This window comes from Nannocystis sp. RBIL2, from assembly GCF_026626745.1.
Taxonomy (GTDB): Bacteria; Myxococcota_A; Polyangia; order Nannocystales; family Nannocystaceae; genus Nannocystis.
Window position 1 is genome coordinate 3,059,047 of sequence record NZ_JAPNJW010000002.1, and the last position, 22,863, is coordinate 3,081,909.

Sequence of the window (22,863 nt, forward strand, 5' to 3'; positions counted from 1 at the left end):
CTCACGACTGCACCGGCGGCTTCGGCAGGCACCCCGGCCACACCGACAGGAACCGCTGCAGCGCTCCGACGAAGCTGCTGAGCCGCGCCGGCACGTGGCGGCTGCGGGCATAGACCGCGTACATCTGCTCCACCGCCGGGCAGTAATCCTCGAGCACGGATACCACCCGACCCTCCGAGATGGCGGGCGCCGCCATGTATTCGGGCAGCCTGGCGATCCCGCAGCCCGACACCGCGAGGTCGCGGATCAGCGGCCAGCTGTTGGCGGTGGCGTGGCGATGGACGATGGCCGCGCGGGCCGAGCCCTTGGAGAACCGCCAGGTCGTAGCCTCGCGGCGGGTGCCCATCACCAGGCACACGTGCTTCGCCAGCTCGCGCGGGTGGGCCGGCGTGCCGCGGCGCGCCAGATACTCCGCGCTCGCCACCATGCGGTACTTGGCCGGCGCGCCGAGCTTGCGCGCGACCAGCGACGCGCTCGCGGGCGGCTCGGCCTGGATCACGACGTCGAAGCCGTCGCGCAGCGGGTCGAGCTGGCCCGCGGCGAGCTCGATCTCGACGTCGACGTGCGGGTGCTCCTGCGTGAAGCGGCCGAGCACTCGCCCGAGCACGCCCTCGCCGAAGCCGCTCGGCGCGGCGATCCGCAGGCGCCCGCGCGCCTCCCCGCGCGCCTCGGCGATCGTGCGCTCGGCCTCGGTGACGACGTCGAGGCCGGTGCGGACCTGCTCGAAGTACCGCTGGCCCTCGTCCGTGAGGCGCACGCGCCGGGTGGTGCGCTCGAACAGCCGGGTGCCGAGCCGCTCCTCCAGGCGGCTGACCTGGACGCTGACGGTCGACACCGGCGCCGCCAGGGCGAGGGCCGCGGCGCGGAAGCTGCCGGTCTCGGCGACGCGGACGAACGCCTCGATCGCGGCGAAGTCGGGGCGGCTGTTCATGGCGCTGAACAGATTGATCAATCGCCCGGCATTGTTCAAGCGCCGCCGGTCGCGTAGACCCGACGCATGACCGAGCCGCTGCAACTGTACTACTATCCGGGCGTCTGCTCGCTGGCCCCGCACATCGCCCTGCGCGAGGCGGGCGCCAGCTTCGAGCCGGTGCGCGTCGACCTGCGCACCCGCAAGACCGAGGCCGGCGACGACTTCGCGCGCATCAACCCGAAGGGCTACGTGCCGGCCCTGCGGCTACCGGACGGCAGCGTGCTGACCGAGACCGCCGTGCTGCTGCAGTACGTCGCCGACACCTGGCCGGAGGCCGGCCTGGCGCCGCGCCACGGCGGGATCGAGCGGATCCGCTTCGACGAGCGGCTGATCTTCATCTCCACCGAGCTGCACAAGGGCTTCGCGCCGTTCACCATCATGCCCAACGCCGGCGAGGAGGCCAAACGCTGGGCGGGCCAGCGCCTGGCCGCGCGCGTCGACCTCCTGGCGCAGGATCTCGGCGAGCGGCCGTTCTTCCACGGCGAGAGGTTCACCGTGGCCGACGCCTACGCCTTCTTCGCGCTCCGCACCTACCACAAGCTGTTCGCCGGCGAGCTGGCGCCGAACCTCGCCGCCTTCCTGGCCCGCGTCGCCGAGCGGCCCGCGGTAGTCGCGACCTTCGCGGCCGAGGGGCTGAAGGCGTGAGGGGCGGAGAGCATGATGCGCAGGCCTGAGTCGCGAACACCGTGACGCGCGGGGTCTGCGGGCCAGACCCGCCCCGCCGGCTCGCGTCGTGACGCGTGGCCCTCACTCTGCGGCTTCCACAGCCGCGTCGTGCAGGCGGAGGCTCTCGACGATGTCTTCGCGGATCTCCTGATAGAGCGCCTCTTCTTCGACGAAGTCCTCGTCGCTCTCGTCGGCCTCGTCGAGGCGTCGCGCCGAATCCCACAGCTCGAGGGCTTCGACGAGGCGCGCCCGCTCGCCTCCGGCATGCTCGTGGAGATGCACTGCGAGCACCCTGCGCGTCGCAGCTTGGTCGGGTCGCTGCGCCAGCGCGACGCGGAGGCGCTCCTCGGCCTCGGGGTGGCGGCCGAGCTTGTCGCAGATCATGGCGAGCAGGCGCTGCAAGAAATTGTTATCGTCGAGGTCGACCTGGCCGAGCCAATGCTCCACCTCGACGATCGCCTCGGCCGCCAGCTCCGGGTGGTCGTCGGCGAGCCCGAGGGCCCGGATGCCCAGGCGCACGCACTCCTCACCGAGCGGGAGTCGGACGCCGCCGATCTCGCCGGCGCTGTCCGGGCCGCCCCTCGCGCGCGCTGCCGCGAGGAAGCGGAGCAGACCGCCGAGTCGTCCGGTCGCGTCGTGGTCCGGCAGATCGTCGGCGTCCGCGAGGAGCGCCAGCAACGACTCGAGCGGCGGCGCTTCCGGACGGAGACGGCGCCACAGCTCGACTGCGGCGAGCCCGAGGAAGTCGCGGTCCGGCGCCGACAGCGAGCGCGATCGAACGGCGGGCAACCAGTGGATCCGGGACATGCGCCAGGCAGAGCCTCCGGCCGGCATCCGGGCGATGTGGGCCAGGACCTCGGCCCGCGACACGACGAGGCCGCGCTCGGCGAGGGCGCCGAGCAGGGCGTCGTCGGCGAGCGCGGCGACCTCGGCGTGCGTCCAGAAGCCCGGCATCTCCCGCCGCCAGCGCCACGGTGTGCCGCGGACGAGGAACTCACGCTCGCGGTAGCGATGGCTCAGGTACGGATGCACGACTGTCTCCTCGTCCACGCTCGGCACGAGGTCGTCAGGCCCGCGCCGACGCAGCACGCCGGGCGCGCCGGGGCCGTCCTGCTGCGCGACGGTCCGGGCCCGCCGGCGCTCGACCTCCCGGCGATGTCGCTTCTCGGCCCGGCGCTGAGCGCTGCGGTGCTGTTTCTGACTCATGGCGCGACAAATAGCCCACGGGCGTTTTCGCGCCAACCGCCGCGACCCGCGAGCGAGCGCCTCTAGATATTTGCTCCGCTCGACGCTCTCGCCGGCCGGTGTCGCTGCGCATCACCTGATACGCTGGTGCGAACGATGATCGCCGGACCCCCCCAGGAAGATCGCGGCAGCCTGCGCCTCTTCGCGTTCTATGTCGGCAACGGCACGCTCTTCTTGCCGCTCGAGCGGGGCTACGACCGGGTCGACTACCTCGACGCGCTGACCCGGCCCGGCCCGGCGCTCGGGCAGCTGTTCAGCGTCTACGCCCACGCCCGCGCGGCCGAGCTGCGCAGCGCCTCGCTCGCCCCTGGCGGCCCGAGCCAGCGCGCGGCGCGATGGTTCCGCAGCACGTTCCGGCCGGCGCAGACGCTCGAGCCCCCCGTGAGCGCGGCCGAGCTCGTGCCCGGCTGCGGGGTGCCGTGGCTCGACGCGGTGGCCCGCTTCGCGGCCGCGCTCGGCGAGGGCCGGCTCGCGCCCGAGCTGCTCGCGGGCCGCGAGTACGTGTCGCTCCTGACCTGCGACGGCACGGGGGCGGGCAGCACGTTCGAGCTCATCATGGCGATCTTCACCAACGTCCTGGCGCTCACCGGCGACGAGGCGGCCGCCGTTCGTCGGACCGCGCAGCACGTCCGCAGCCTGGTCGACGACGACTACGAGGTCGAACCGGAGCTCAGCGAGGACGAGACGGTCCAGGAGCTGTGAGGCAAGGCGGCGCGGCCAGGGCCCGCGCCTGCAGCTGACCGGCGAGCCGTCGGGCATGTCCTCCAGGACATGTCTTCTCGGGCATGTCTCCGAGAGCATGCCCGTTCGGACATCTCCGATCAGTCGACGAAGTTCGGCGGCCCCGTGCGCTCGAGGTACTGGTCGAGCGCGTCCTGCAGCCGCTCGACCTTCGGCTCGCCGTACGGCAGCGGCTTGTCGCCTTGCTGCTTGCGGGCCGACAGCGCCTCGTCGAGCAGGTTGCACACCAGCTTGTACGTGCCGTCGAACACCGTGACCATGTTGTGGGTCGCCTCGCCGTTGGCGACGAAGCGCCAGGTCTCGGCGACCAGCACGCGGTTCTTGTTGGACGCGGGGTTCGACAGGATGCCGGCGAGGTCGCGGCCGTCGAGGCCGTCGGGCGCGGGGGTCTCGGTCCACTTGAGGATCGTCGGCATCACGTCGACGGTGCCGACGAGCTGCTTCGAGGTGGTCCCGGGGGCGAAGCCGGGGCCGCGGACGACCAGCGGCACGCGGATGTCGTCCTCGCCGACGCCGACGCCGTGGGTGCGCCGCTTGGCGCCGAGGCTCTCGCCGTGGTCGGCGGTGATGATGACGGCGATCTCGCGCTCCTTGGCGAGCTCGTCGATGCGCTCGAGCAGGCGGCCGACCTGCTTGTCGGTCCACGCGACCTCGTGATCGTACTTGCCGGCGACGCTGTTGCCCCAGCGCGGCACCCCGCGGTGCCACGAGTGGCCGCCGTGCGGGCCGAAGTAATGGGCCCACAGGAAGAACGGGCGGTCCTTCGGCTGCGCGTCGAGGATCTTGAGCGCCGCGTCGGTGACGGCGACGTCGAGCGACTTGCCCGAGACCTCCTGGTACTCGTCGAAGTCCGGGTATGCGCCGGTCGAGGCGTCGAGGAAGCCGGTCGAGCCGTCGTCGATGACCGCGGCGGTGTACATGCCGCGCCGCTTCAAGAAGGTCTGCAGCGGCACGTACTTGTCGGGCGCCGGCAGGCCGAACTTGAGCTTGACCAGCTCGCCGTCGTCGAGTTGGTCCATCTCGGTGCTGCGCAGCAGGCGGAACTTGTTGGTCTCGTAGAAGGGGTTCCACACCAGCCGCCGCGGATACACCCCACGGAACAGCGAGGACAGGGCGAGGCTGGTCCACGAGCCGCCGGTGTAGGCGCGGATGAAGCGGGTCCCGCTCTCGGACCACTTCTTCATCTCGGGGGTGGTGTTGCGCTTGCCGCCCCAGCTGACGTGGTCGGCGCGCAGGGTGTCGATGGTGATGAGGATGACGCTGGTCGGCGGCGGCTTGTCGGGCACCGGCGGGTCGGCCGGCGGCGTCTCGACGGCCAGATCGCCGAGGACGCAGTTGTCGTCGACGCCGTTGCCGGGCAGCTCGCGCGCGAACGGGTGGACCGCGGCGTTGAACGGGGCGCAGTCGCCACCGCCGAGGATCGGCGAGTAGCCGTCGCGGTCGACGTCGCCGAGGTTCCGCAGCGTCCGCAGCGACAGGCTCGAGAACGGCCGCGCGAGCAGACCCGCGAGCAGGTCGCGATCGCCGTCGACGACCACGAGCGCCCACACGAACGGCAGCGCGAGCAGGCCGGCGCCGACGCGCCGCCCCCACGCGGGCAGGCGCAGGCGCAGGGGCCAGTAGCGCATGCAGATGACGCCGGTGATGGTCAGCATCAGCACCGCCATCACCCGCAGTGCAGTGTGCGCCGCCGGGTAGTTGTCGACGCCCACCTGACGGTCGGCGACGATGAAGCCGATCGCCGCCACGGTGAGCAGCGGGCCGGTCCACAGCGGCCGCTTCCGCGTGCGCGACAGCCAGGCCGCCTTGTCGGCCGACGGCTGGGCGACGAACCCGAGGACCGCCAGCCCGAGGCCCGCGCCCACGCCGGCGATCGCCGCGGCCACGGCGTCGGCGTGGTCCTTGCCGCCGAAGCGGGCGAACACCCCGAGCTGGTCCATGAGCCAGGCGGTGAGGCCGGCGCCGATCGCCAGCCACGCGAGCGCCCGCCCCCACGTCGGCAGCCGCCGGAGCCCGCGCAGCACCCCGGCGAACACGCCTCCGAGCACCGCGCCGGCGCCGACGCCGACGCCGAGGGCAGCCAGCGCCGCCGACACACCCACACCCTGCCCCCCGCCGAGGAAATCGATCAGGGAGGCCAGGCCGGCGACCGCGGCGGCAAACGGAATATGGGCCAGGAACGCCGTTCTGGGCGGATCTTCGACGGACATCGCGGCAGCGCCGCATTGTGCCCGACGTCGCGGCGTGACGGAAGCGTGACGATGTTTGCCGGCGCTCACATATGCAGAGGTCGGTACGGCCGCCGGCCCGCCAGAGGCCCTTCAGGCGGCCTTTCGGCCCCGCTCGGGTCCAGAAGGCCGGTTGCATGTTGAAGCGCACGCAGGTAGCGATCGCCCCGCCGAGGAGGCGCCATCGCGCGCGACGCGCGACGCGCTGCGCGCGATGGCCCGTCGCTCCGCCTGATGTTTTTAAAGACATGCCCCGAAGGGCATGTCCTTGCAGCCATGCGAGCGAGGCCCGCCGCCGATCCGCATGTCTCTTCAGCCATACGAGCGCAACCCGCCAGGCCGCTCATTGCGGTGAGCGCCACCTCCTCGCCCCGTCGCTCGCAGTTCGCTCCTGTCGATCGGCAGGGCGCCTCGCTCCGCAAGCGCGGCGAGGTCCCATGAACATGTCTTTCTTTTTTAAAGACATGTCCCGGAAGCCATCTCAGTTCTTCTCGTCCCCGTCGTCCGCGTCCTCGTCGTCCTCGAACTCCTCGTCGTCCTCGTCGTCCTCGTCGGCGTCGCCGTACGGGTCGTAGTCGTCCTCTTCGATGCCGGCGATCGAGCGCATCTCGGCGATCTCCTCGTCGCTGACGGACAGCACCTCGGCGAGGCTGGCCCACGGGAAGCCGCCGGACTGGGCGATCCCGAGGTACTGCGTGATAATTTCGGGGTCACGCGCGTGGCCGCGGCCCTGGTAGCACTTGATGCCGACCAGCGCGCCGGCCTTGACGTGACCGAGGTCGGCGGCCTTGCGGTACCACTGGAACGCGACCGCGTCGTCCTGCGGCACGCGGTCGCCGGTCTCCGCGTAATAGCCCTCGTTGAACATCGCCCGCGGCTGCCCGAGCGCGGCGGCCTTGGCGTTGTAGGCGCGGCCGGCGTCCGGGTCGCTGCGCCCGACCAGCACCGCGGCCTCGAACAGGCCGTCGGCGTTGCCCTTCTCGGCCGCGCGCACGGCCGCGGCGCGGGCCTCGTCCTCGTCGCCGTCGCTGCCGTCGGGCCCGCCCAGCCCGCGCGTCCACATGTAACTGATCAGCACGTCGAGCGCGCCGGTCTCGTCCGCCGCGGCCTGGCGCGTCAACGCCGGCCACGCCGCGCCTGCGAGCTCGGAATCCTCGTGCTGCAGGACCCGCCGCGCCAGGCCGATCGCCGCGTCCGTGTGGCCGCCCGTCGCGGCCCGCTTGAGCGCCTCCAGCGACAGCGCGCGCAGCTCATCGACCAGCGCCTCGTCGACCGGCGGCAGCCCGGCGATCTCGTCGGACTGGCGAAAATCGAGGGCGACCTCGGCGATCCGGTGTTGTTCGTACAGCTCCTCGGCGGCGCCCGTGCGGGCCAGCGCGGCCTTCAGCGCCTCGATCTTCTCGCGCGTGTCCTTCTCGCGTTCGTCCATCGCGCGACGCTACCGCGACCGGCGCGGGATTTCGCGGCGACGGCGTGTGAGGAAGTCCGCCTCTGCTTCGCCACGATCTCGCCGCCCACATCTCGCATCGGCGTCCGCCCGAGCCGTGCCGCCACCGGCTCGATCGAGGAGCTGCCCCTTCGGACAGGCCGTGGCCGGCCCCCGGACATGTCCTTCGAGACATGCCGCTGCGGCCCGATCGCCGTTCGCCGCGAGGCGGGGCGGCGCCCGGTCCAGGGCCGGGCCGACCGCCCAACCGGCCGCGGTGAAATGGCCACACTGCGGCCCCCGGCGCCGACCCGAAGCCGCGCGTGATTTCGCGCATCCTCGATCTCGACGGCCTGCCGCGGCCGCCCGAAAGGCCCTTCGCGGCGCACGGCGTCGCGGCTACTCTCCGCTCGCCGGCGGGCCCTGAGCGGCGCCGGCGGATTGGCTAGAGGAGCAACGATGCAGCTCATGGGATCGACAGGAACGGGGGCCCACGGCCCGCCGCGGCCGGGCTGGTGGGCGAGCTTCGCCGCCGCCGCGCTGCTCGTCGGCTGTGCCGACGACACGACCACGGTGACCGACACGGCGCAGGGCACCACCACGCAGACCACGGACGAATCGACCGTCACCACGGACGAGCCGACCACCACCGTCGCGCCGACCACCACCGTCGCGCCGACGAGCACCAGCACCGACTCGACCACCACCGTCGCGCCGACCACCACCGATTCGACGACGACGACGACGACCACGACGACCGGCAACACCGACACCGGCTCGACGGACACCGATACCACCACCGGCGACCCGCTCGCCGGCAATTCGATCACCCAGACCGTCAACAGCGGGACCGTGGCCACGAGCCCCAACTTCCGCATGATCTTCACCCTGGGTCAGCCGACCCAGAACCAGGGTCATTACACCTCGAATAACTTCAGCCTGCGCGGCGGCCTGATCGGCGCCAACGGGAGCCCTCCATGACGATGCAACGATTCGGACTGTCTCTCCCGCGCCGATGGCTCGCCGCGGCGCTCGTCGTCGCCACCCTGACCCCGACAGAGGCGCGCGCGCTCGCGGTGCCCGAGCTCGTGACCCACCAGGGCCGCCTGTTCGACAACACCGGCTCGCCGGTCGACGGCACCCAGGACCTCACCTTCACCATTTACGACGCCGAGGTCGCCGGCAACGAGCTGTGGTCCGAGACCATCACCGTCGACTTCGACGAGGGCTACTTCTCGGTCCGCCTCGGCGAGCAATTGGTCCTCGACGAGAACGTCTTCGACGGCTCCACCCGCTGGCTCGGCATCACCGTCGGCGCCGACCCGGAGATGACCCCCCGCGCCGCCATCGTCAGCGTCCCCTACGCCATGTTCGCCGGCGACGTCCGCGGCGAGATCAACCCCACCAACGTCAATATCCAGGGCTTCGGTCCGGTCATCGATCAGAACGGTCAATGGGTCGGCGATCCCTCGGGATTGATCGGACCCGCCGGCCCGCCCGGACCTGCCGGCGCCGCTGGTCCCGCTGGCCCCGAGGGTCCCGCCGGCCCCGAAGGCCCCGCCGGTCCCGCCGGTCCTGCCGGCCCCGCCGGCCCCGAGGGCGCCCCCGGTCCCGCGGGTCCCCAGGGCCCGATGGGCGCCGCCGGTCCGATGGGCCCCGCCGGCCCCGCCGGTCCTGCCGGGCCCGCAGGCGCCACCGGCCCCGCGGGTGCGGCCGGGCCCGCCGGCGTGCAGGGCCCGCAAGGCCCGCAAGGCCCACAAGGCCCGCAAGGCCCCGCCGGCCCGCTCGGCCCGCAGGGGCCCACCGGCATCGTCGCCACCGCGAGCTTCGCCGGCGCCATCGACGACGTCCCGCTCGACCCCGCGTGGGTGTTCATCGGCCCGACCGTCGTCATCGTCGCCGAGGCCGGCCAGCGACTGACCGGCACCGCCACCGCGGGCCTGGCCCACGGCACGACCCTCATCTGGCGCCGGGTCGACCTCGACCTCTGTTACCGCGAGGGCGCACAGCCGCTGAAGAACTTCAGCGGCGTCAACTTCGTGTCGCCGCGCATCGAGCAATTCGCCAATTCGTTCTCCGCCGCCGGCACGGTGCTGCCCGGCGCCGGCACCTGGACCGTCGGCATGTGCATCCGCAACAATTACGGCGGCGAGGTGCTCGACGAGAACAACCGCGTCAACGGCTGGGTGCTGCTGACGAATTGATCGGTGCGACGAGGCCCCCGCGCCTCGACATGTCTCATGAGCCAGCCCGCGCGGTCGTGCATTGCAGCGACCACGCATCATTCGCGACTGCCCACATTGAACCCGGCAATCCGCCGCGCCCGCTGCGAATTCGCGCAGATCCGGCGGTCGCTCGGGCCCGCCGGCCGGGGCGAGGCGCGGCGGCGATCGTCCCGGCGAGCCCCCAGCGCCTGCGCGCTCTCGGGCGCTTTCGAGCGCGTAATGTTCACACTCCAGCGACGGATCCTGGAGCTCGTGGTGGCCGCGGAGAACCGCGCAAACCGGCGAATCGACCCGACCGGCCCGCGCCGCCCTCGATTCGCGCGAGGCCGCCCCCGCGCGGGCGTCGCGACTTTCGCCCCGGCGCCGGGCGCGAATGTCTCCGCGCGACCACACTCGGAGACCTTCAGCATGCTCGGGCTTTGTGGATAGTCTGGCGACCACCGGCGGACCTGTGTGTGCCGTCGGCAGATTGCATAGGGAGCGAGGATGCACTTGATGGCATGGATTGGAAGTACGGCCCATGGGCCGCCGCGCCCGTGGGCGGCGCTCGGCGTCGTCGCGCTGCTGGCGAGCGCGTGCGCCGACGACACGACCACGGTCACCGACACCGCGCAGGGTACGACCACGCAGACGACGGACGATTCCGACACTGAATCGCCGCCGACCACCACGGTCCCCGGGACCACCACGGAGACACCGCCGACCACCTCGGTGACGGGCACCGATTCGACCACCGCGGTCGACCCGACGGAGCCGACCACCACCGAGACCACCGACACGACGACGACGACCACGACGACCACGACCACGACCACGGACACCACGGATACCGACACCGACGGCACCACCGGCAACGAGGTCGTCGGCAAGTCGATCACCCAGACCGTCAACAGCGGGACCGTGGCCTCGAGCCCCAACTTCCGCATGGTCTTCACCCTGGGTCAGCCCACCCAAAACCAGGGCGTCTACACCTCGGACAACTTTCGCCTGCAGGGCGGCCTGATCGGCGCCAACGGGAACCCTCCATGACGACGCAACGCTTCGCTCCTGTCTTGACGATGAAAAAATGGTGGCTCGGGGCGGTCCTCGCGGCCGCGTGGGCGACGCCGATCGAGGCCAGCGCGCTCGCCGTGCCCGAGCTCGTGACCCACCAGGGTCGCCTGTTCGACGGCACCGGCTCGCCCGTCGACGGCACCCAGGACCTCACCTTCACCATCTACGACGCCGAGGTCGCCGGCAACGAGATCTGGTCCGAGACCATCACCGTCGACTTCGACGAGGGCTTCTTCTCGGTCCGCCTCGGCGAGCAGTTGGTCCTCGACGAGAACGTCTTCGACGGCTCCACCCGCTGGCTCGGCATCACCGTCGGCGCCGACCCGGAGATGACCCCCCGCGCCGCCATCGTCAGCGTCCCTTACGCCATGTTCGCCGGCGACGTCCGCGGCGAGATCAACCCCACCAATGTCAATATCCAGGGCTTCGGTCCGGTCATCGATCAGAACGGTCAATGGGTCGGCGATCCCTCGGGATTGATCGGACCTGCGGGCCCGCCCGGACCTGCCGGCGCCGCCGGTCCCGCCGGCCCCGAGGGTCCCGCGGGCGCCGAAGGTCCCGCCGGCCCCGCCGGCCCCGCCGGTCCTGCCGGCCCCGCCGGCCCAGAGGGCGCTGACGGCCCAGCCGGACCCGAAGGCCCCGCCGGCCCCGCCGGTCCCGCCGGTCCCGCCGGCCCCGAAGGTCCGCAGGGCCCCGCCGGCGACGTCGGCCAGGTCGGCCCCGCCGGTCCTGCCGGCCCTGCCGGTCCCGCCGGCCCCGAAGGCCCGCAGGGTCCCCAGGGCCAGCAGGGCCCCCAGGGCGCACAGGGTCCCCAGGGGCCCCAGGGCGAGACCGGCCCGCAGGGCGCCCAGGGCCCGCAAGGCGAGCCCGGCCCCGCCGGTCCGCAAGGCCCGCAGGGCGAGACCGGCCCGCAGGGGGCCCAGGGCGCGCAAGGCGAGCCCGGTCCCGCCGGCGCCCCGGGTCCGCAAGGTGAGCCCGGCCCGCAGGGCGCCCAGGGCCCGCAAGGCGAGCCCGGTCCCGCCGGTCCCGCCGGCGCCGAGGGCCCGCCCGGACCGGCCGGCCCCGCCGGTCCCACCGGTCCCGCCGGCCCTGCCGGCCCCGCCGGCCCCGCCGGCCCGATCGGCCCGATCGGCCCCATGGGCCCCGCCGGTCCCGGCGGCGCCACCGGCCCCGCCGGCCCGGCCGGCCCCGCCGGCCCCGCCGGCCCCGCCGGCCCCGCCGGCCCCGCCGGCCCCACCGGCCCGCAGGGTCCCCAGGGCCCGCAAGGTCCCACGGGCATCGTCGCCACCGCGAAGATCAGCGGCCTCGCGCCGGCGCTGATCACCGGCGCCGTCAATCAGAACCTGCCGTGGCAGTTCATCGGGCCGACCGTATCGATCACGACCGTGGGCACCCAGCGGCTCACCGGAGTCGTCGCCGCGGGCCTCGGCCATGGCACCGCCGACTTCTACATGGCGGTCGACATCGACCTCTGTTATCGCAGCGGCGGCAATGCGCTGACCAACTTCGCGGGCGCCGCCAACTACCAGAGCACCTACACCGAGTGGCTGCCGTTCACGCACACGGCCTCGGGGACGGTGGTGCCGGGGGCAGGCACCTGGGAGGTCGGCTTCTGTGTGCGCCACCGGTACAGCACCGTGGCGCTCGACGCCAACGACGCGATCAACGGCTGGGTCCAGGTCACCAACTGAACCGACAGCCCTGCGCGCCCTGCTGCTGCTGGCAGCAGGGCGCGCGTTCAGGCACCCTTACCGCCTCTCCGTGTCGACCCCGACGGCAATCCTCCTGGCTGGCGCCATGCTCGCGCTGGCCCTCTTCTTCGGTCTCCGCGGCCTGAACCCGGCCGCGCCCGCCGCTCCGCCGGCCCCTCCGCCCGAGCCTCCCGCGCTCGTGTCGGCGCCCGCGTCGCCCCCGCCGGTCGACCTCGCGGTCGCGCGCCAGCACGCCGCCAACGCCCTCGCCTATCATCGCGGCGCGCTGCGCCAGAGCTGCTATTTGCCCGCGGTCGCCGGCGAGGCGACGCCCCCGACCATCTCGTTCACCTTCAACTTCACCTTCGACCCCGAGGGCGTGCAGATCGCCCGCGGCGTGGTCGAGACCCGCGACGAGGCCCGACAGGCGATCACCCAGTGCGTACTCGCCCAGCTGCCGCCGCTGCGGATCCCCCGCCCCGGCCAGGTCGTCACGGCCGACCTCCCCCTGTCCTTTCCATAATGTCCTGAGAGACATGTCCCAAGGAGCATCATCATGGCCTCGCGCAGCTTCTACCTCGTGAGCGCGGCGCTGCTCGCCGGCATCGGGCTGCTCGCGTGGCAGCTCGTCGGCGACGCGCCCGCCACCGCGCCCGGCGCCGAGGCCTCGGCCGCGAGCGCGGCCGCGGCCGACGACGGCCGCAAGCTCGGTGTCGGCGCCGCCGACTACGACCCGGCCCGCGCCACCGAGCGCCATTCCATGCCGGTCGGCACCGCCGACCCGGGGACGCCCGCGTCGTCCGCAGTCGCCACCCGGGAGCGGCCCGCAGCCGAGCCGGTCGCCCCGTCCCCGCCCCTGACGGGCAGCCCCGGCCTGAACGCCGCCAGCGAGGCCAGCGAGGCGGCCCGACCCGCCGTCGAGGCGGCCCTGCGCGCCGACTTCCAGGCCCGCCGCGACAGCCTGCGCAAGAGCTGCTGGCCCCCGGGCTCGGACTACGCCGCCACGTTCACGGTCGAGGCCACCTACACCGCCGAGGGCCAGATGGTGGCGCTCGGCGTCCCCGACGTGCCCGGGATGCCCGGCGTCGGAACCTGCCTGATGGGACAGATCGCCCAGACCCCGCCCGCGCTGCCTCAGCCCCCCGGCGTCGACGTCTCGGTGGCCGTGCCGATCGCCTTCGACGGCTCACAAGCCCCGCCGCCGCGCGAACGACCGAACCCCGAGGCGCAAGGCTGACGCGAGCCAGCGCCCTGCGTATTCGACACACCTGCCCCGAAGGACATTCGCATCGAGCGCGCTCGAGCGCGGGCCGGCACCAGCCCGCCGTTCGCTGCCACCATTCCGGGGACCCGCCGCCGGCGGCCGCTCAGGTCCCGGCGAGCACCGACCCCTGCCGCCCCGCCAGTCGCTGCCGCCATTCCCGCAGAGCTGCCGGAGGCGGCCGCTCGGGTACCGGCGAGCGCCAGTCCGGTGCCGCCGGTCGCTGCCACCATTCCTGAGGGAGCCGCGGAGGCGGCCGCTCGGGCGCCGGAAGACCCGCGCGGTGCCGCCGGTCGCTGCCACCATTCCCGCGGGAGCGGCCGGTTTTGTGAAAGCGCGGGCCCGACCGCCCTGGCCTCGCGGACAGGGAGCTGAACCCGATTCACTGCGCCGCGCCCGATCTGCCGATCTGCGAACGCGCCGACGCGCGCAGCTCTTGCGCGCCGTTTCGCCCATTGTCGCCGCGGCGCGACACCTAACAGCGATTCATAACACAGTTCGGGGCATGCTCACCTCGAGCAACCTCGGTCCCGCGTGCTTGCCCGATCGGCCCTGGCGCAAGACGATGGCTGCCATGAACAGCGACCCCGGGTATCTTCAGCGCGCGCGGCGGATCGTCGAAGAAGTCGTCGCCCCGCACGCTTGCGACGTCGATCGCGGTCAGTTTCCGCGGACCGCCATGCGCAGCCTGGGGGCCGCCGGCCTGCTCGGCCTCACGAGCGCCGAGGACGTGGGTGGCGCCGGCCTCGGCCTGCGAGCCGCGGCCGAGGTCGTCGAGCTCGTCGGCGGCGCGTGCGGTTCGACCGGCATGGTCTTGTGTATGCATTATTGCGGGACTGCGGTGATCGAGCGCCACGGTCCGCGCGCAGTCCGGGCGGCCATCGCCGCCGGCGAGCACATCACCACCCTCGCCTTCTCCGAGGCCGGTTCGCGCAGCCACTTCTGGGCCCCCGTCAGCACCGCGCGGGCGGTCCCCGGTGACAGGATCCGCCTCGACGCCGAGAAGAGCTGGTCGACCTCCGCGGGCCAGGCCGACAGCTACGTATGGTCGAGCCAGCCGGTCGCCGCCCAGGAGCTCAGCACCTTGTGGCTGGTGCCCGCGAACGCCCCGGGTCTCAGCGTCCCGCGCCCGTTCGACGGCCTCGGCCTGCGCGGCAATTCGTCGGCGCCGATCCGGGCCGAGAACGTCCTCGTCGACGCCTCGGCCATGCTCGGCCTCGACGGCGGCGGCCTCGACATCATGATGACCACCGTCCTGCCGCACTTCCAGGTGCTCTCCGCCGCCTGCTACGTCGGCCTCGTCGACGCCGCGGTGACCGGCGCGGTCGCCCACGCCAGCCGGGCCCGCTTCGCCCACATCGATCAGACCCTCGCCGACCTGCCGACCATCCGCGCCTTCGTCGCTCGTTGCATCGTCAAGCGCGACATGGCCCGCGCCCTCCTGGCCGACACCCTCGCCGCCCTCGAGAGCAGCCGCCCCGACGCCCTGCTGCGCGTGCTCGAGGTCAAGGCAGCCGCCGCCGAGGTCGCCACCGAGGTCACCGAGCTGGCCATGCGGATCTGCGGCGGCGCGGCCTACCGCAAAGAAGTAGGCGTCGAACGCCAATTCCGCGACGCCCACGCGGCGACGGTGATGTCGCCGACGACGGACCTGCTCTACGACTTCATCGGCAAGCACGTGTGCGGCCTGCCGCTGCTGTGAAGCAACCCCGCTCGCAACGCCCCATGTCCGCGCCCTGGGCTTCCTGTGCACCCGGACGGCGTTCTGAGCGCAGAGCATTCTGCCGCACGCGGCCTCAGGCCAGGCTCAGGGCGCCGGTGCAGTACTTGGGGTTGCCGAAGCTCATCTCCTCGATCCCCATCGCGTGCATGCAGCCGACCCAGAGGTTGTTGTGCGGCACCTCGCCGTCGACCCGAAGCCAGCGGCCCGTCTTCACCGCGCCGCCCGCCTTCCCGGCGAGGACGTAGGGCATCTGGTTGCGATCGTGGTTATTGCCCTTCTGATGCTCGTTGACCCACACCACCAAGGTGTTGTCGAGGACCGTGCCGTCGCCTTCGGGGATCGCCCTCAATTTGGCGAGCAGGTAGGCGAACTGTTCCGCGTACCAGGTGTTGATCTTCGTCAACTTCTCCTGCGCGTCGTCGTCGCCGTCCCCGCGGTGAGACAGCTCGTGGTGCGCCTCGTGGATCGACAGCCACGGGAACGGGTCGATATTCGAAGAGTTCGCCCACATGATCGATGCCACTCGGGTCAGATCGCAGGCGATCGCCATGGCGAGGAGATCCATCTGCAGCTTGCCGAGCGCCGGGACCTTCGCCAGCGTCTGCAGATCGGGCTCGTCGGAGAGCTCGGGCGGCACACACGCGCTACTCTCGTCGTACCCGGACTCGAGCCGCCCCTCGATGTCGCGGACCGCCTCGAGGTGCGCCTCCAGCTTGATCCGGTCGGCCGCCCCGACCCTCGGCAGGAGCCGCTCGTAGTCCGCTGCGACTGCGTCGAGGACCCTGCGACGCTCGGCGATCTTGCGCGCGCGCTCGTCGGCGGACAGATGGAGGTCGCCGAAGATCCGGGCGAAACCCGCCGCCGGATCGACCTCAGGCGGGAGCGGCTGGGCCGGGCCGCGGTAGGAGATCCGCGAGCTGACCGTGGCGCCCTTGATGCGGACCCCGAACTCGAGCGAGCGAAACTTCGTCGAGCCCGCGATCGCGTCGGCGATCTTCTGATCGATCGAGATCCCGTCGGCCCAACCGGCAGTGAAGTCGCTGCTGCCCTTGAAATTGCCCTCTTGCAGCTGGGTGCCGGTCAGTGCCTGCCCCGTCCCCTTCTGGTGGGCATCTCCCGGCCCGTGATAGGCCGACAGCGCGTCGACGCCATCGACGATAACGAGCTCCTCCTTGTAGGACTCCAGCGGCTGCAAGATGGGCGAGAGCTTGAATGCGTCCTCGTCGCCCGATGGCCGCCAATTCTTCATCACCGTGCCGTTCGGCGTATAGAACACGATAAAGCGCTGCGGATGGGCCGATCGCGGCCGCGGACCCACGCCGCCGGGTCTCGCCATGGCTTCGAGAAAGGGTAGCGCTACGCACACGCCAGCTGCGCCTCTGAGCATCGTTCGTCGAGAGAGAGTGAATCTGTTCATGACTTTATCCTTCGCCCGCGCGAGCGCGGCTATGGACATTGCTCTCGGTCCCGGCCCGAACGGCGTTCATGCTGTGCATGCATTCCGCCCGGTTCAGGGGCGGCTCCGCCCCGCCCTGGGGGCGACGGGGAGACCCGCAACTCGATGAATGAACCACCGCCTCGTCGTAAGGTGTGTTCGCTAGCAACCACGGCAGTCCCCGCCGGCGCGACCGCGGCGCGCAGCGGGGCTCTCGGCCCCGGGAGCGCGCCGACGGCCGCACGCCATCGACAGCGCGGCGAGCGCCATCGTCACCCGTATGCCCTCGGCCCATTCCCACCAGGTGACTTGGGAGGCATGAGCGAAAGCGGCCCTGGACGTCGACCGACGAGCCCACTCTTCACCGGAAGAGACAAGCAGGTCCGGGGCTCGGGGCGAGAAGCGGGCAGGGCGATGAGCCGCAGCCTCCGGCCCGTGGATTCGATGAGACTACGTCGTTGCTGACTCGTCGCATCGGCGCCCGACGACCTCGCCCCGCTCACCCCCTGCCTACTCGATTGCGCTTCGTTGCCGCTTCTCTTGATGGTTGGGTTGCTCATGCTCTTGAGTCACGGACTCGCCCTGTTCTCTAAATTTCGCGGGGACCGTGTCTCACACGACATTGTCAGGTAGGGAGCTGAAGGCCGTCGCCCGGTGGTCGATCACGTCGCCGAATCGAAGCAGCTCTCGCTCCCCGCAGACGGCCCGTGCACGTTCATCGGCCTGCATAGCGAGATCGTCTGGGTCGTACAGGCGCGCCTGAAGCACTCCGAGAGGAAAGAGTGGAGCGCGAGCCAGGTGCTTGAAGTACGGCCTGGCAGACCGCGCGGCGGGGTGTATCGGCGCGCATGACGTGATGGATCGAGGACCGATGCGAGCCCGCGCCCGCATCGTGAGGGGCCAGGTGCCGCGACGACAGCACCGGCCGGGCCGCAGGCCACTCCGGGGCACATGTGCTCGCAGTCGGCGCAGAGGGGGTGGCCCCACAGCGGGCTCTTCAAGGAGGATCGCGGCGTCGAAGATCGAGCGGATCTGGGGTCCGCAGCCCTGACCGTTCGTGCCCGCGCGGGTCCCACCCCGCATTCGACGAGCACCCGCCCCGGCATCGGCCATCTGCGGGCCTGCGCATTCTCCGAGTACCCGGCCAAACACACACCGGCCATCGGTGGGACCTGCGCAATCGCCGAGCGCCCGCGCGGGCCGTCTCGGGGGCCGCGCATTCGCGGAAGATCCGGCTCGCAGCGGGCCGCCACGCGCTCCGCGACGCGTCGCTCCGCCAGGCGACCGCACGGGGCCGTGGTCGGCGCGGGAGATTGTGGACACAGGTCACCTCTGGTATGGTGCTGCTGTCATAGGGGTCGTGCTGACCCTCTTCCTTGCCTCTGGGCAAGGGTGCTTCGGACATGTTCCACGGGACAGGGCCATTTCAAATGGGCCCTGAATACCCGCTGGAGGAGGACTGCGCATGCTTCGTACCGCTGGAGTCGTCTCGTCGATCGTCTCGTGTTTCCTGCTGTCGGCCTGCCTCGAAGGAGGTGGTACCGCGGGGGACGATGGTTCCACGGCGGAGCGCATCGTCACCGCCGAGGATCTCGAGGGGCTCGGGGCGGGGGGCCTGCTCGAGCTCGACCTGGGAGTGGAGGCGGTGCGGTTCTCGTTCGCGGCCGGGCCGATCGACTTCGCCAGGGTCGTCGTGGTCGGTGAGGATGGGCGCCGCGCGCGGCTGCAGGACCTGCTGGCGCAGCGCGGCGAGGCATGGGGCGTGATCCCGGCGCGGCTCGAGCTGGGTGACAGCTTCCTGGTCGACGCCGGGATGGTCGCCGACGCGGCGAAGCAGCGTCCGACCAGGCTGATGGTGGTGCAGGAGGCGGCGCTGTCGCGGCTGCCGCGGATCGATCAGGTCGTGACTGCGGGCGACGGGGTGCCGTCGTGGTCGCGGGCGACCTCGGGTTCCTGCCGAAGGGCGAGCCGCGCGCGGCGGCGCAGACGTTCCTGCAGGATGTCGCGCCGGTGTTCCGCATGCACGCGGCGACCGACCTCGAGCCGCTGCGCGTGAAGAGCGACGAGCGTGGCCAGGTCCACGTGAAGTTCCAGCAGTACCTGCACGACCTGCCCGTCATCGGCGGCGAGCTGACGGTTCACGCCGACGGGGTCAGCGGGCGCGTGCACGCGGTGAGCGGGCGGTTCATCGCCGGCGAGGACCTGGCGAGCGAGCCCGAGGTCGAGGGCGAGGCGGCGCTGGCGACGGTGCTGAGCGGTCTCCCGGCCGACGCGGCCAGCACCGACGCACCCGACCTCGTCTATGTGGTCACCGAGGATTCGGTGGCGCTCGCGTGGATGGCCGAGGTGACCTACACCAGCGCCGACGGGCCCGAGCGCGACTTCGTGTTCGCCGACGCCCGGACCGGAGAGCTCGTGACGCGCCACCCGCAGCACCACCGGGCGCTGGTGCGCAAGGTCTACGACGCCAAGAAGGGCGAGAACCTGCCCGGCAGCGAAGTCGCCAATCCGGGCAGCTCTGCCGACCTCTCGGTCAAGGACGCCTTCAACTACGCGGGCACGACCTACAACTTCTACAAGGATCGGTTCGGCCGCGACTCGTTCAACGGCGCCGGCGCGACGATCCACTCGTCGGTGCACTTCAGCGTCGCCTACGACAACGCGTTCTGGAACGGCCAGCAGATGGTCTACGGCGACGGCAGCGGGCAGTACTTCTCGTCGCTCGCGCGCGACCTCGACATCGTCGCCCACGAGCTGACCCACGCGGTCACCCAGTACGAGGCGAACCTCGTCTACCAGAACCAGTCCGGCGCGCTCAACGAGGCCCTCTCCGACATCATGGCGGCCTCGTTGCAGGCCCACGTGGCCGGCGGCGTGGTCTCGGCGGCGACGTGGAAGCTGGGCGAGGCGTCGTGGACGCCGAACACCTCCGGCGACGCGATGCGCTACATGGACGACCCGATGAAGGACGGGCAGTCGTACGACTATTGGCCGACCCGCTACCAGGGCGCTCAGGACAACGGCGGCGTGCACCTGAACTCGGGCATCGCCAACCTGGCGTTCAAGCTGCTGGTCACCGGCGGGGTCCACCCGCGCGGCAAGACGGCCAACAACGTCACTGGGATCGGGATCACCAAGGCGAGCAAGATCTTCTACGACGCCCTGGTGACCTATCTGCAGGCCAACGCGACCTTCCAGGACGCCCGCAACGCGACGGCCCAGGCGGCCACGGCGATCCACGGGGCGGCCTCGGCGGAGGTCGCTGCGGTACACGCGGCGTGGACGGCCGTCGGCGTGCCTGGCGACCCGGGCAGCGGCGGCGGCGGCGGCGGGAGCTGCTCCGGCACGCAATACCAGGGCACCCTGTCCGGCGCGGGAGCCCAGCAGGCCCAGCCGAACGGCTCGTACTATCAGACGACCGGGACCAAGACTCACAAGGCCTGCCTGACCGGGCCGAACGGGACGGACTTCGACCTGTACCTCCTCAAGTGGAACGGCAGCGGGTGGGCCCAGGTCGCCGCGTCCGAGACCGCGACGTCGAGCGAGTCGATCTCCTACGTCGGCACCGCGGGCTACTACACGTATACGGTAGCGTCGTACGCCGGCGCCGGAAATTACACGCTGACCCTCGGCGTGCAGTGATCGCGTGACGCGTGGGCGGCCTCTTTCGCGGCCGCCCAGCGCGAGATCGACGCGCTCGCCGACTCCCACGACGCCTACGCCCTCGCCGAGCCGTGAACCTGCTCAGAGGGTGTAAGCGTCCGTGTCGGCCTCGAGGTCGTCGTCGACGCTGCGCAGCTCGATCTTCACGCGCTTCCCCAGCGGCGAGGCCTTGGCCAGCTTGAAGAGGCCGTCGTCCTCCGGCATGGGCCACAGGCACAGCCGGCGCAGCGTCGGCAGCGCCTCGCCATCGAGCAGCGGCTGGAGCGTCTTCGCAGGCCAGACCAGCGATGCATACATGGCCTCGTCGTCTTCGACGCCGAAGCCCAGGTGGAGCTCCTGCAGGCTCGGCAGCGACGCTTTTGCCAGTGAGGCCACCGACGACGGCCGGGCTCCCGTGCGCGCGTCCAGCACCCGGAGCGTGGGGTGATGGCCGATCACGAATCCAGGGCAGAGCAGCCGCAGAATCTCCAGCTGCGGACAGGCCCGGGACAGGGCGGTGAGGTCGCCGCAGTTGCGCTCCTCGAAGCCGACCAGCTCGTCCTGACCCTCGGGCAGAAAACCAAGACGCAGCTCCCGCAACGCCGCGAGCGGAGGCCCCTCGGCCAGCACGCGGATGGCCTTGTCGGCCTTCTCGTCGATGTCGACGACGGTGAGCGTCTCCAGCTTCTGCGCCACGGGGTGCTTCACCAGCTTGGCCAGGATCTTGAGCGGCCCCGAGAAGGCCACCTTCCGCCAGGCCGTGCCCTCACGGTCGGTGGCCGGCGATTTCATGTCGTAGGCGTACGAGATCAGGTTGTCCTCGATCTCGCTCAGCACCTCGTCCGTCGGCGGACTCTCCGCAGCCTTGCTCGCCGTGGCCTTGCTCGCCGCGGCCTTGCGGGTCGTGGCCTTGCCTGAAGTCTTTGGCTTCGTCGTCTTGCTCTTGGCCATTCGCGGTCAGCATACGCAAAATCTTTACCCGGGGAATCGGCCGGCGCCGGCGCGGTTGGGCGTGCTCCGTGGCGTTCACGTGCCGCCGACGATGACATTGCCGGCCCGATCCATTCCATCGGCAAGCACGCGTGCGGCCTGCCGCTGCTGTGAAGCAAGCCGCAGCTCACCGCGCGAACGCGAACATCCGCAGATCCGAGAAGCTCTCGAGCAGGATCAGCTCGCCGCAGCGGCCCCGGAGGCTGCGCACCCACGAGGTCGTGTCGGGCACCAACACGCCGGGCAGCGGATCGACGGCCAACAGCTCGCCGGCGAGCGACACTTTCCGCAGCTCGAGCGTGTGCGTGCTCGTCTGGATGTCGTGGTGCCACTTGCTGCGCGACACGGGGATCGTGAAGCCGTCGCCATCGACCAGCATGTCCTGGGCCCACGCGGTCATGTCGCCCTCGGGCTCGGCGACGGTCAGCTCCCAGCGGGTCTCGCCGGTCGCTACCTCGACGGACAGCAGCTCGGCGCGCGTCGAGAACTCGACGGTCCCGCGCAGCACGACGAGCTGGTCGCCCGGGGCGAAGTGCAGCGCGGTGATGTCCTCGTAGACCGGGACGGTGATCACGCGGTCCCAGATCGGCGCGCCGCCGGCGTCGAAGCGCCACAGCCGCAGGGTGTCCTCCTCGTCGCCGACGAAGTCGGCGTGGGCCGCGACCGCGACGTCGCCCTGCGGCCCGATGGCGATCTGGCGCGGGATCAAGTCGCCGGGCCCCGCGAGCTCGCGCTTCCACAGCGGCGCGCCGGTGTCGGGCGCGAGCCTCGCGACCTGCCGCGCGCCCAGCTGCGCGTCGTGGCCGGCGACCGCCAGCACGTCGCCGGCCACGGCCATCACCGGTTTGACCAGCACATCGGGCGACGGGAAGACCAGCTCGATCTGCGACAGCACCTCCATGTCGGCGCTGAAGCGCGTCAGCTTGTGGATGGACCCGTCGCCGGTGTCGAAGTGCTCGGCGAGCACCAGCGGCTGGTCGTCCGCGCCGATGCGCAGGACGTGGACCTCCACCGGGGAGGTGCCCAGCGCGGCCGTCTGCGGGCCGAGCAGCGCACCGTCCGGCGCGAACAGCAGGAGCGCCAGGCCGCTCTGCTCCTGGGTGGGTTGGAAGTTCATAGCCACGACGATCCGACCGTCCGCCATGCGCCCGATCGGCCCCATGCCGCTGTAGAATCCGAACGACATCGGGGACGGCTCGAACTCGGCGGTCCACAGCGGCGCGAGGTGCTCCTGTCCCTCGGGACAGTCCGCTGGCAAACCGGTGGTCGACTCGCCCGTGGTCGGCTCGCCCGTGGTCGGCTCGCCCGTGGTCGGTCCGGGCTCCTCCGTGGTCCCGGACCCTCCCGTGCCCTCGGTGCTCGATTCGCCGCCGGACTCGCTCGCACTGGCGCTCTCGTCGCCGCTCTTGGGGCCGCACGCGCCAGTCAGCACGAGCGCCCCCGCGATCATGCACAAAGCTCTGCTCTTCATGACGGCAGAGTGCACGGGGTCGGCGTGGCTCGACCAGTGACGGCGATCGGACCTGCAAACGCAACGCCGTCCCGAGCGCCCTCGCTGACCGTG

Annotated in this window: 18 protein-coding genes; 11 read left to right on the forward strand and 7 right to left on the reverse strand. The window is 71.7% G+C overall.

Annotation, left to right across the window (positions count from 1 at the left end):
- Position 1 precedes the first annotated feature (1 nt).
- Entirely contained in the window at positions 2 to 931 is a 930-nt protein-coding gene (locus OV090_RS37335; protein ID WP_267709499.1) for a LysR family transcriptional regulator, read from the reverse strand.
- Between the two features lie 66 nt (positions 932 to 997).
- On the opposite strand from OV090_RS37335, the gene OV090_RS37340 reads away from it, so the two are divergent.
- Positions 998 to 1,618, forward strand: coding sequence for a glutathione binding-like protein (locus OV090_RS37340; protein ID WP_267709500.1), 621 nt, complete (start codon positions 998 to 1,000; stop codon positions 1,616 to 1,618).
- A 102-nt stretch (positions 1,619 to 1,720) separates the two neighbouring features.
- Here OV090_RS37340 and OV090_RS37345 read toward each other — a convergent pair whose 3' ends face one another.
- Entirely contained in the window at positions 1,721 to 2,845 is a 1,125-nt protein-coding gene (locus tag OV090_RS37345) for a tetratricopeptide repeat protein (RefSeq protein WP_267709501.1), read from the reverse strand.
- A gap of 135 nt (positions 2,846 to 2,980) precedes the next feature.
- Between OV090_RS37345 and OV090_RS37350 the strand changes: the two genes are divergently transcribed.
- On the forward strand, positions 2,981 to 3,586 hold the full coding sequence (locus tag OV090_RS37350) for a hypothetical protein (RefSeq protein ID WP_267709502.1): 606 nt from the start codon (positions 2,981 to 2,983) through the stop codon (positions 3,584 to 3,586).
- A gap of 119 nt (positions 3,587 to 3,705) precedes the next feature.
- Here OV090_RS37350 and OV090_RS37355 read toward each other — a convergent pair whose 3' ends face one another.
- Positions 3,706 to 5,835, reverse strand: a complete 2,130-nt coding sequence (locus tag OV090_RS37355) for a sulfatase (RefSeq protein ID WP_267709503.1) — start codon at positions 5,833 to 5,835, stop codon at positions 3,706 to 3,708.
- 499 nt (positions 5,836 to 6,334) lie between these two features.
- Positions 6,335 to 7,282: a hypothetical protein gene (locus OV090_RS37360; protein ID WP_267709504.1), complete on the reverse strand. Its 948-nt coding sequence runs from the start codon at positions 7,280 to 7,282 to the stop codon at positions 6,335 to 6,337.
- A gap of 456 nt (positions 7,283 to 7,738) precedes the next feature.
- On the opposite strand from OV090_RS37360, the gene OV090_RS37365 reads away from it, so the two are divergent.
- From OV090_RS37365 to OV090_RS37395, 7 genes are all read left to right on the forward strand, one after another.
- Positions 7,739 to 8,260 carry a hypothetical protein gene (locus OV090_RS37365; RefSeq protein ID WP_267709505.1) on the forward strand — a complete coding sequence of 174 codons (522 nt, stop codon included), beginning with the start codon at positions 7,739 to 7,741 and terminating at the stop codon, positions 8,258 to 8,260.
- Positions 8,257 to 9,483, forward strand: a complete 1,227-nt coding sequence (locus OV090_RS37370) for a collagen-like protein (protein WP_267709506.1) — start codon at positions 8,257 to 8,259, stop codon at positions 9,481 to 9,483. Before OV090_RS37365 ends, OV090_RS37370 begins: the two co-directional genes overlap by 4 nt.
- 507 nt (positions 9,484 to 9,990) lie before the next feature.
- Positions 9,991 to 10,533 (forward strand): hypothetical protein, encoded by a 543-nt coding sequence (locus OV090_RS37375; protein WP_267709507.1) that lies wholly within the window; start codon positions 9,991 to 9,993, stop codon positions 10,531 to 10,533.
- The gene (locus OV090_RS37380) at positions 10,530 to 12,248 is read left to right on the forward strand and encodes a collagen-like protein (RefSeq protein ID WP_267709508.1); all 1,719 of its coding nucleotides are present in this window, start codon (positions 10,530 to 10,532) and stop codon (positions 12,246 to 12,248) included. Before OV090_RS37375 ends, OV090_RS37380 begins: the two co-directional genes overlap by 4 nt.
- Before the next feature lie 70 nt (positions 12,249 to 12,318).
- On the forward strand, positions 12,319 to 12,771 hold the full coding sequence (locus OV090_RS37385) for a hypothetical protein (protein WP_267709509.1): 453 nt from the start codon (positions 12,319 to 12,321) through the stop codon (positions 12,769 to 12,771).
- A gap of 33 nt (positions 12,772 to 12,804) precedes the next feature.
- Positions 12,805 to 13,485: a hypothetical protein gene (locus tag OV090_RS37390; protein WP_267709510.1), complete on the forward strand. Its 681-nt coding sequence runs from the start codon at positions 12,805 to 12,807 to the stop codon at positions 13,483 to 13,485.
- A gap of 529 nt (positions 13,486 to 14,014) precedes the next feature.
- Positions 14,015 to 15,211 carry an acyl-CoA dehydrogenase family protein gene (locus OV090_RS37395; RefSeq protein ID WP_267709511.1) on the forward strand — a complete coding sequence of 399 codons (1,197 nt, stop codon included), beginning with the start codon at positions 14,015 to 14,017 and terminating at the stop codon, positions 15,209 to 15,211.
- 94 nt (positions 15,212 to 15,305) lie between these two features.
- On the opposite strand, the gene OV090_RS37400 is transcribed toward OV090_RS37395, so the two are convergent.
- Entirely contained in the window at positions 15,306 to 16,508 is a 1,203-nt protein-coding gene (locus OV090_RS37400) for a DUF1552 domain-containing protein (protein WP_267709512.1), read from the reverse strand.
- A 1,624-nt stretch (positions 16,509 to 18,132) separates the two neighbouring features.
- On the opposite strand from OV090_RS37400, the gene OV090_RS37405 reads away from it, so the two are divergent.
- Positions 18,133 to 18,723: a hypothetical protein gene (locus OV090_RS37405; RefSeq protein ID WP_267709513.1), complete on the forward strand. Its 591-nt coding sequence runs from the start codon at positions 18,133 to 18,135 to the stop codon at positions 18,721 to 18,723.
- Complete coding sequence (locus OV090_RS37410; RefSeq protein ID WP_267712116.1) at positions 18,687 to 20,309, forward strand: M4 family metallopeptidase; 1,623 nt, start codon at positions 18,687 to 18,689, stop codon at positions 20,307 to 20,309. Before OV090_RS37405 ends, OV090_RS37410 begins: the two co-directional genes overlap by 37 nt.
- A 102-nt stretch (positions 20,310 to 20,411) precedes the next feature.
- On the opposite strand, the gene OV090_RS37415 is transcribed toward OV090_RS37410, so the two are convergent.
- Positions 20,412 to 21,260 carry a hypothetical protein gene (locus OV090_RS37415; protein ID WP_267709514.1) on the reverse strand — a complete coding sequence of 283 codons (849 nt, stop codon included), beginning with the start codon at positions 21,258 to 21,260 and terminating at the stop codon, positions 20,412 to 20,414.
- Positions 21,261 to 21,426: 166 nt separating this feature from the next.
- Complete coding sequence (locus tag OV090_RS37420) at positions 21,427 to 22,770, reverse strand: PQQ-binding-like beta-propeller repeat protein (RefSeq protein ID WP_267709515.1); 1,344 nt, start codon at positions 22,768 to 22,770, stop codon at positions 21,427 to 21,429.
- Positions 22,771 to 22,863 lie beyond the last annotated feature (93 nt).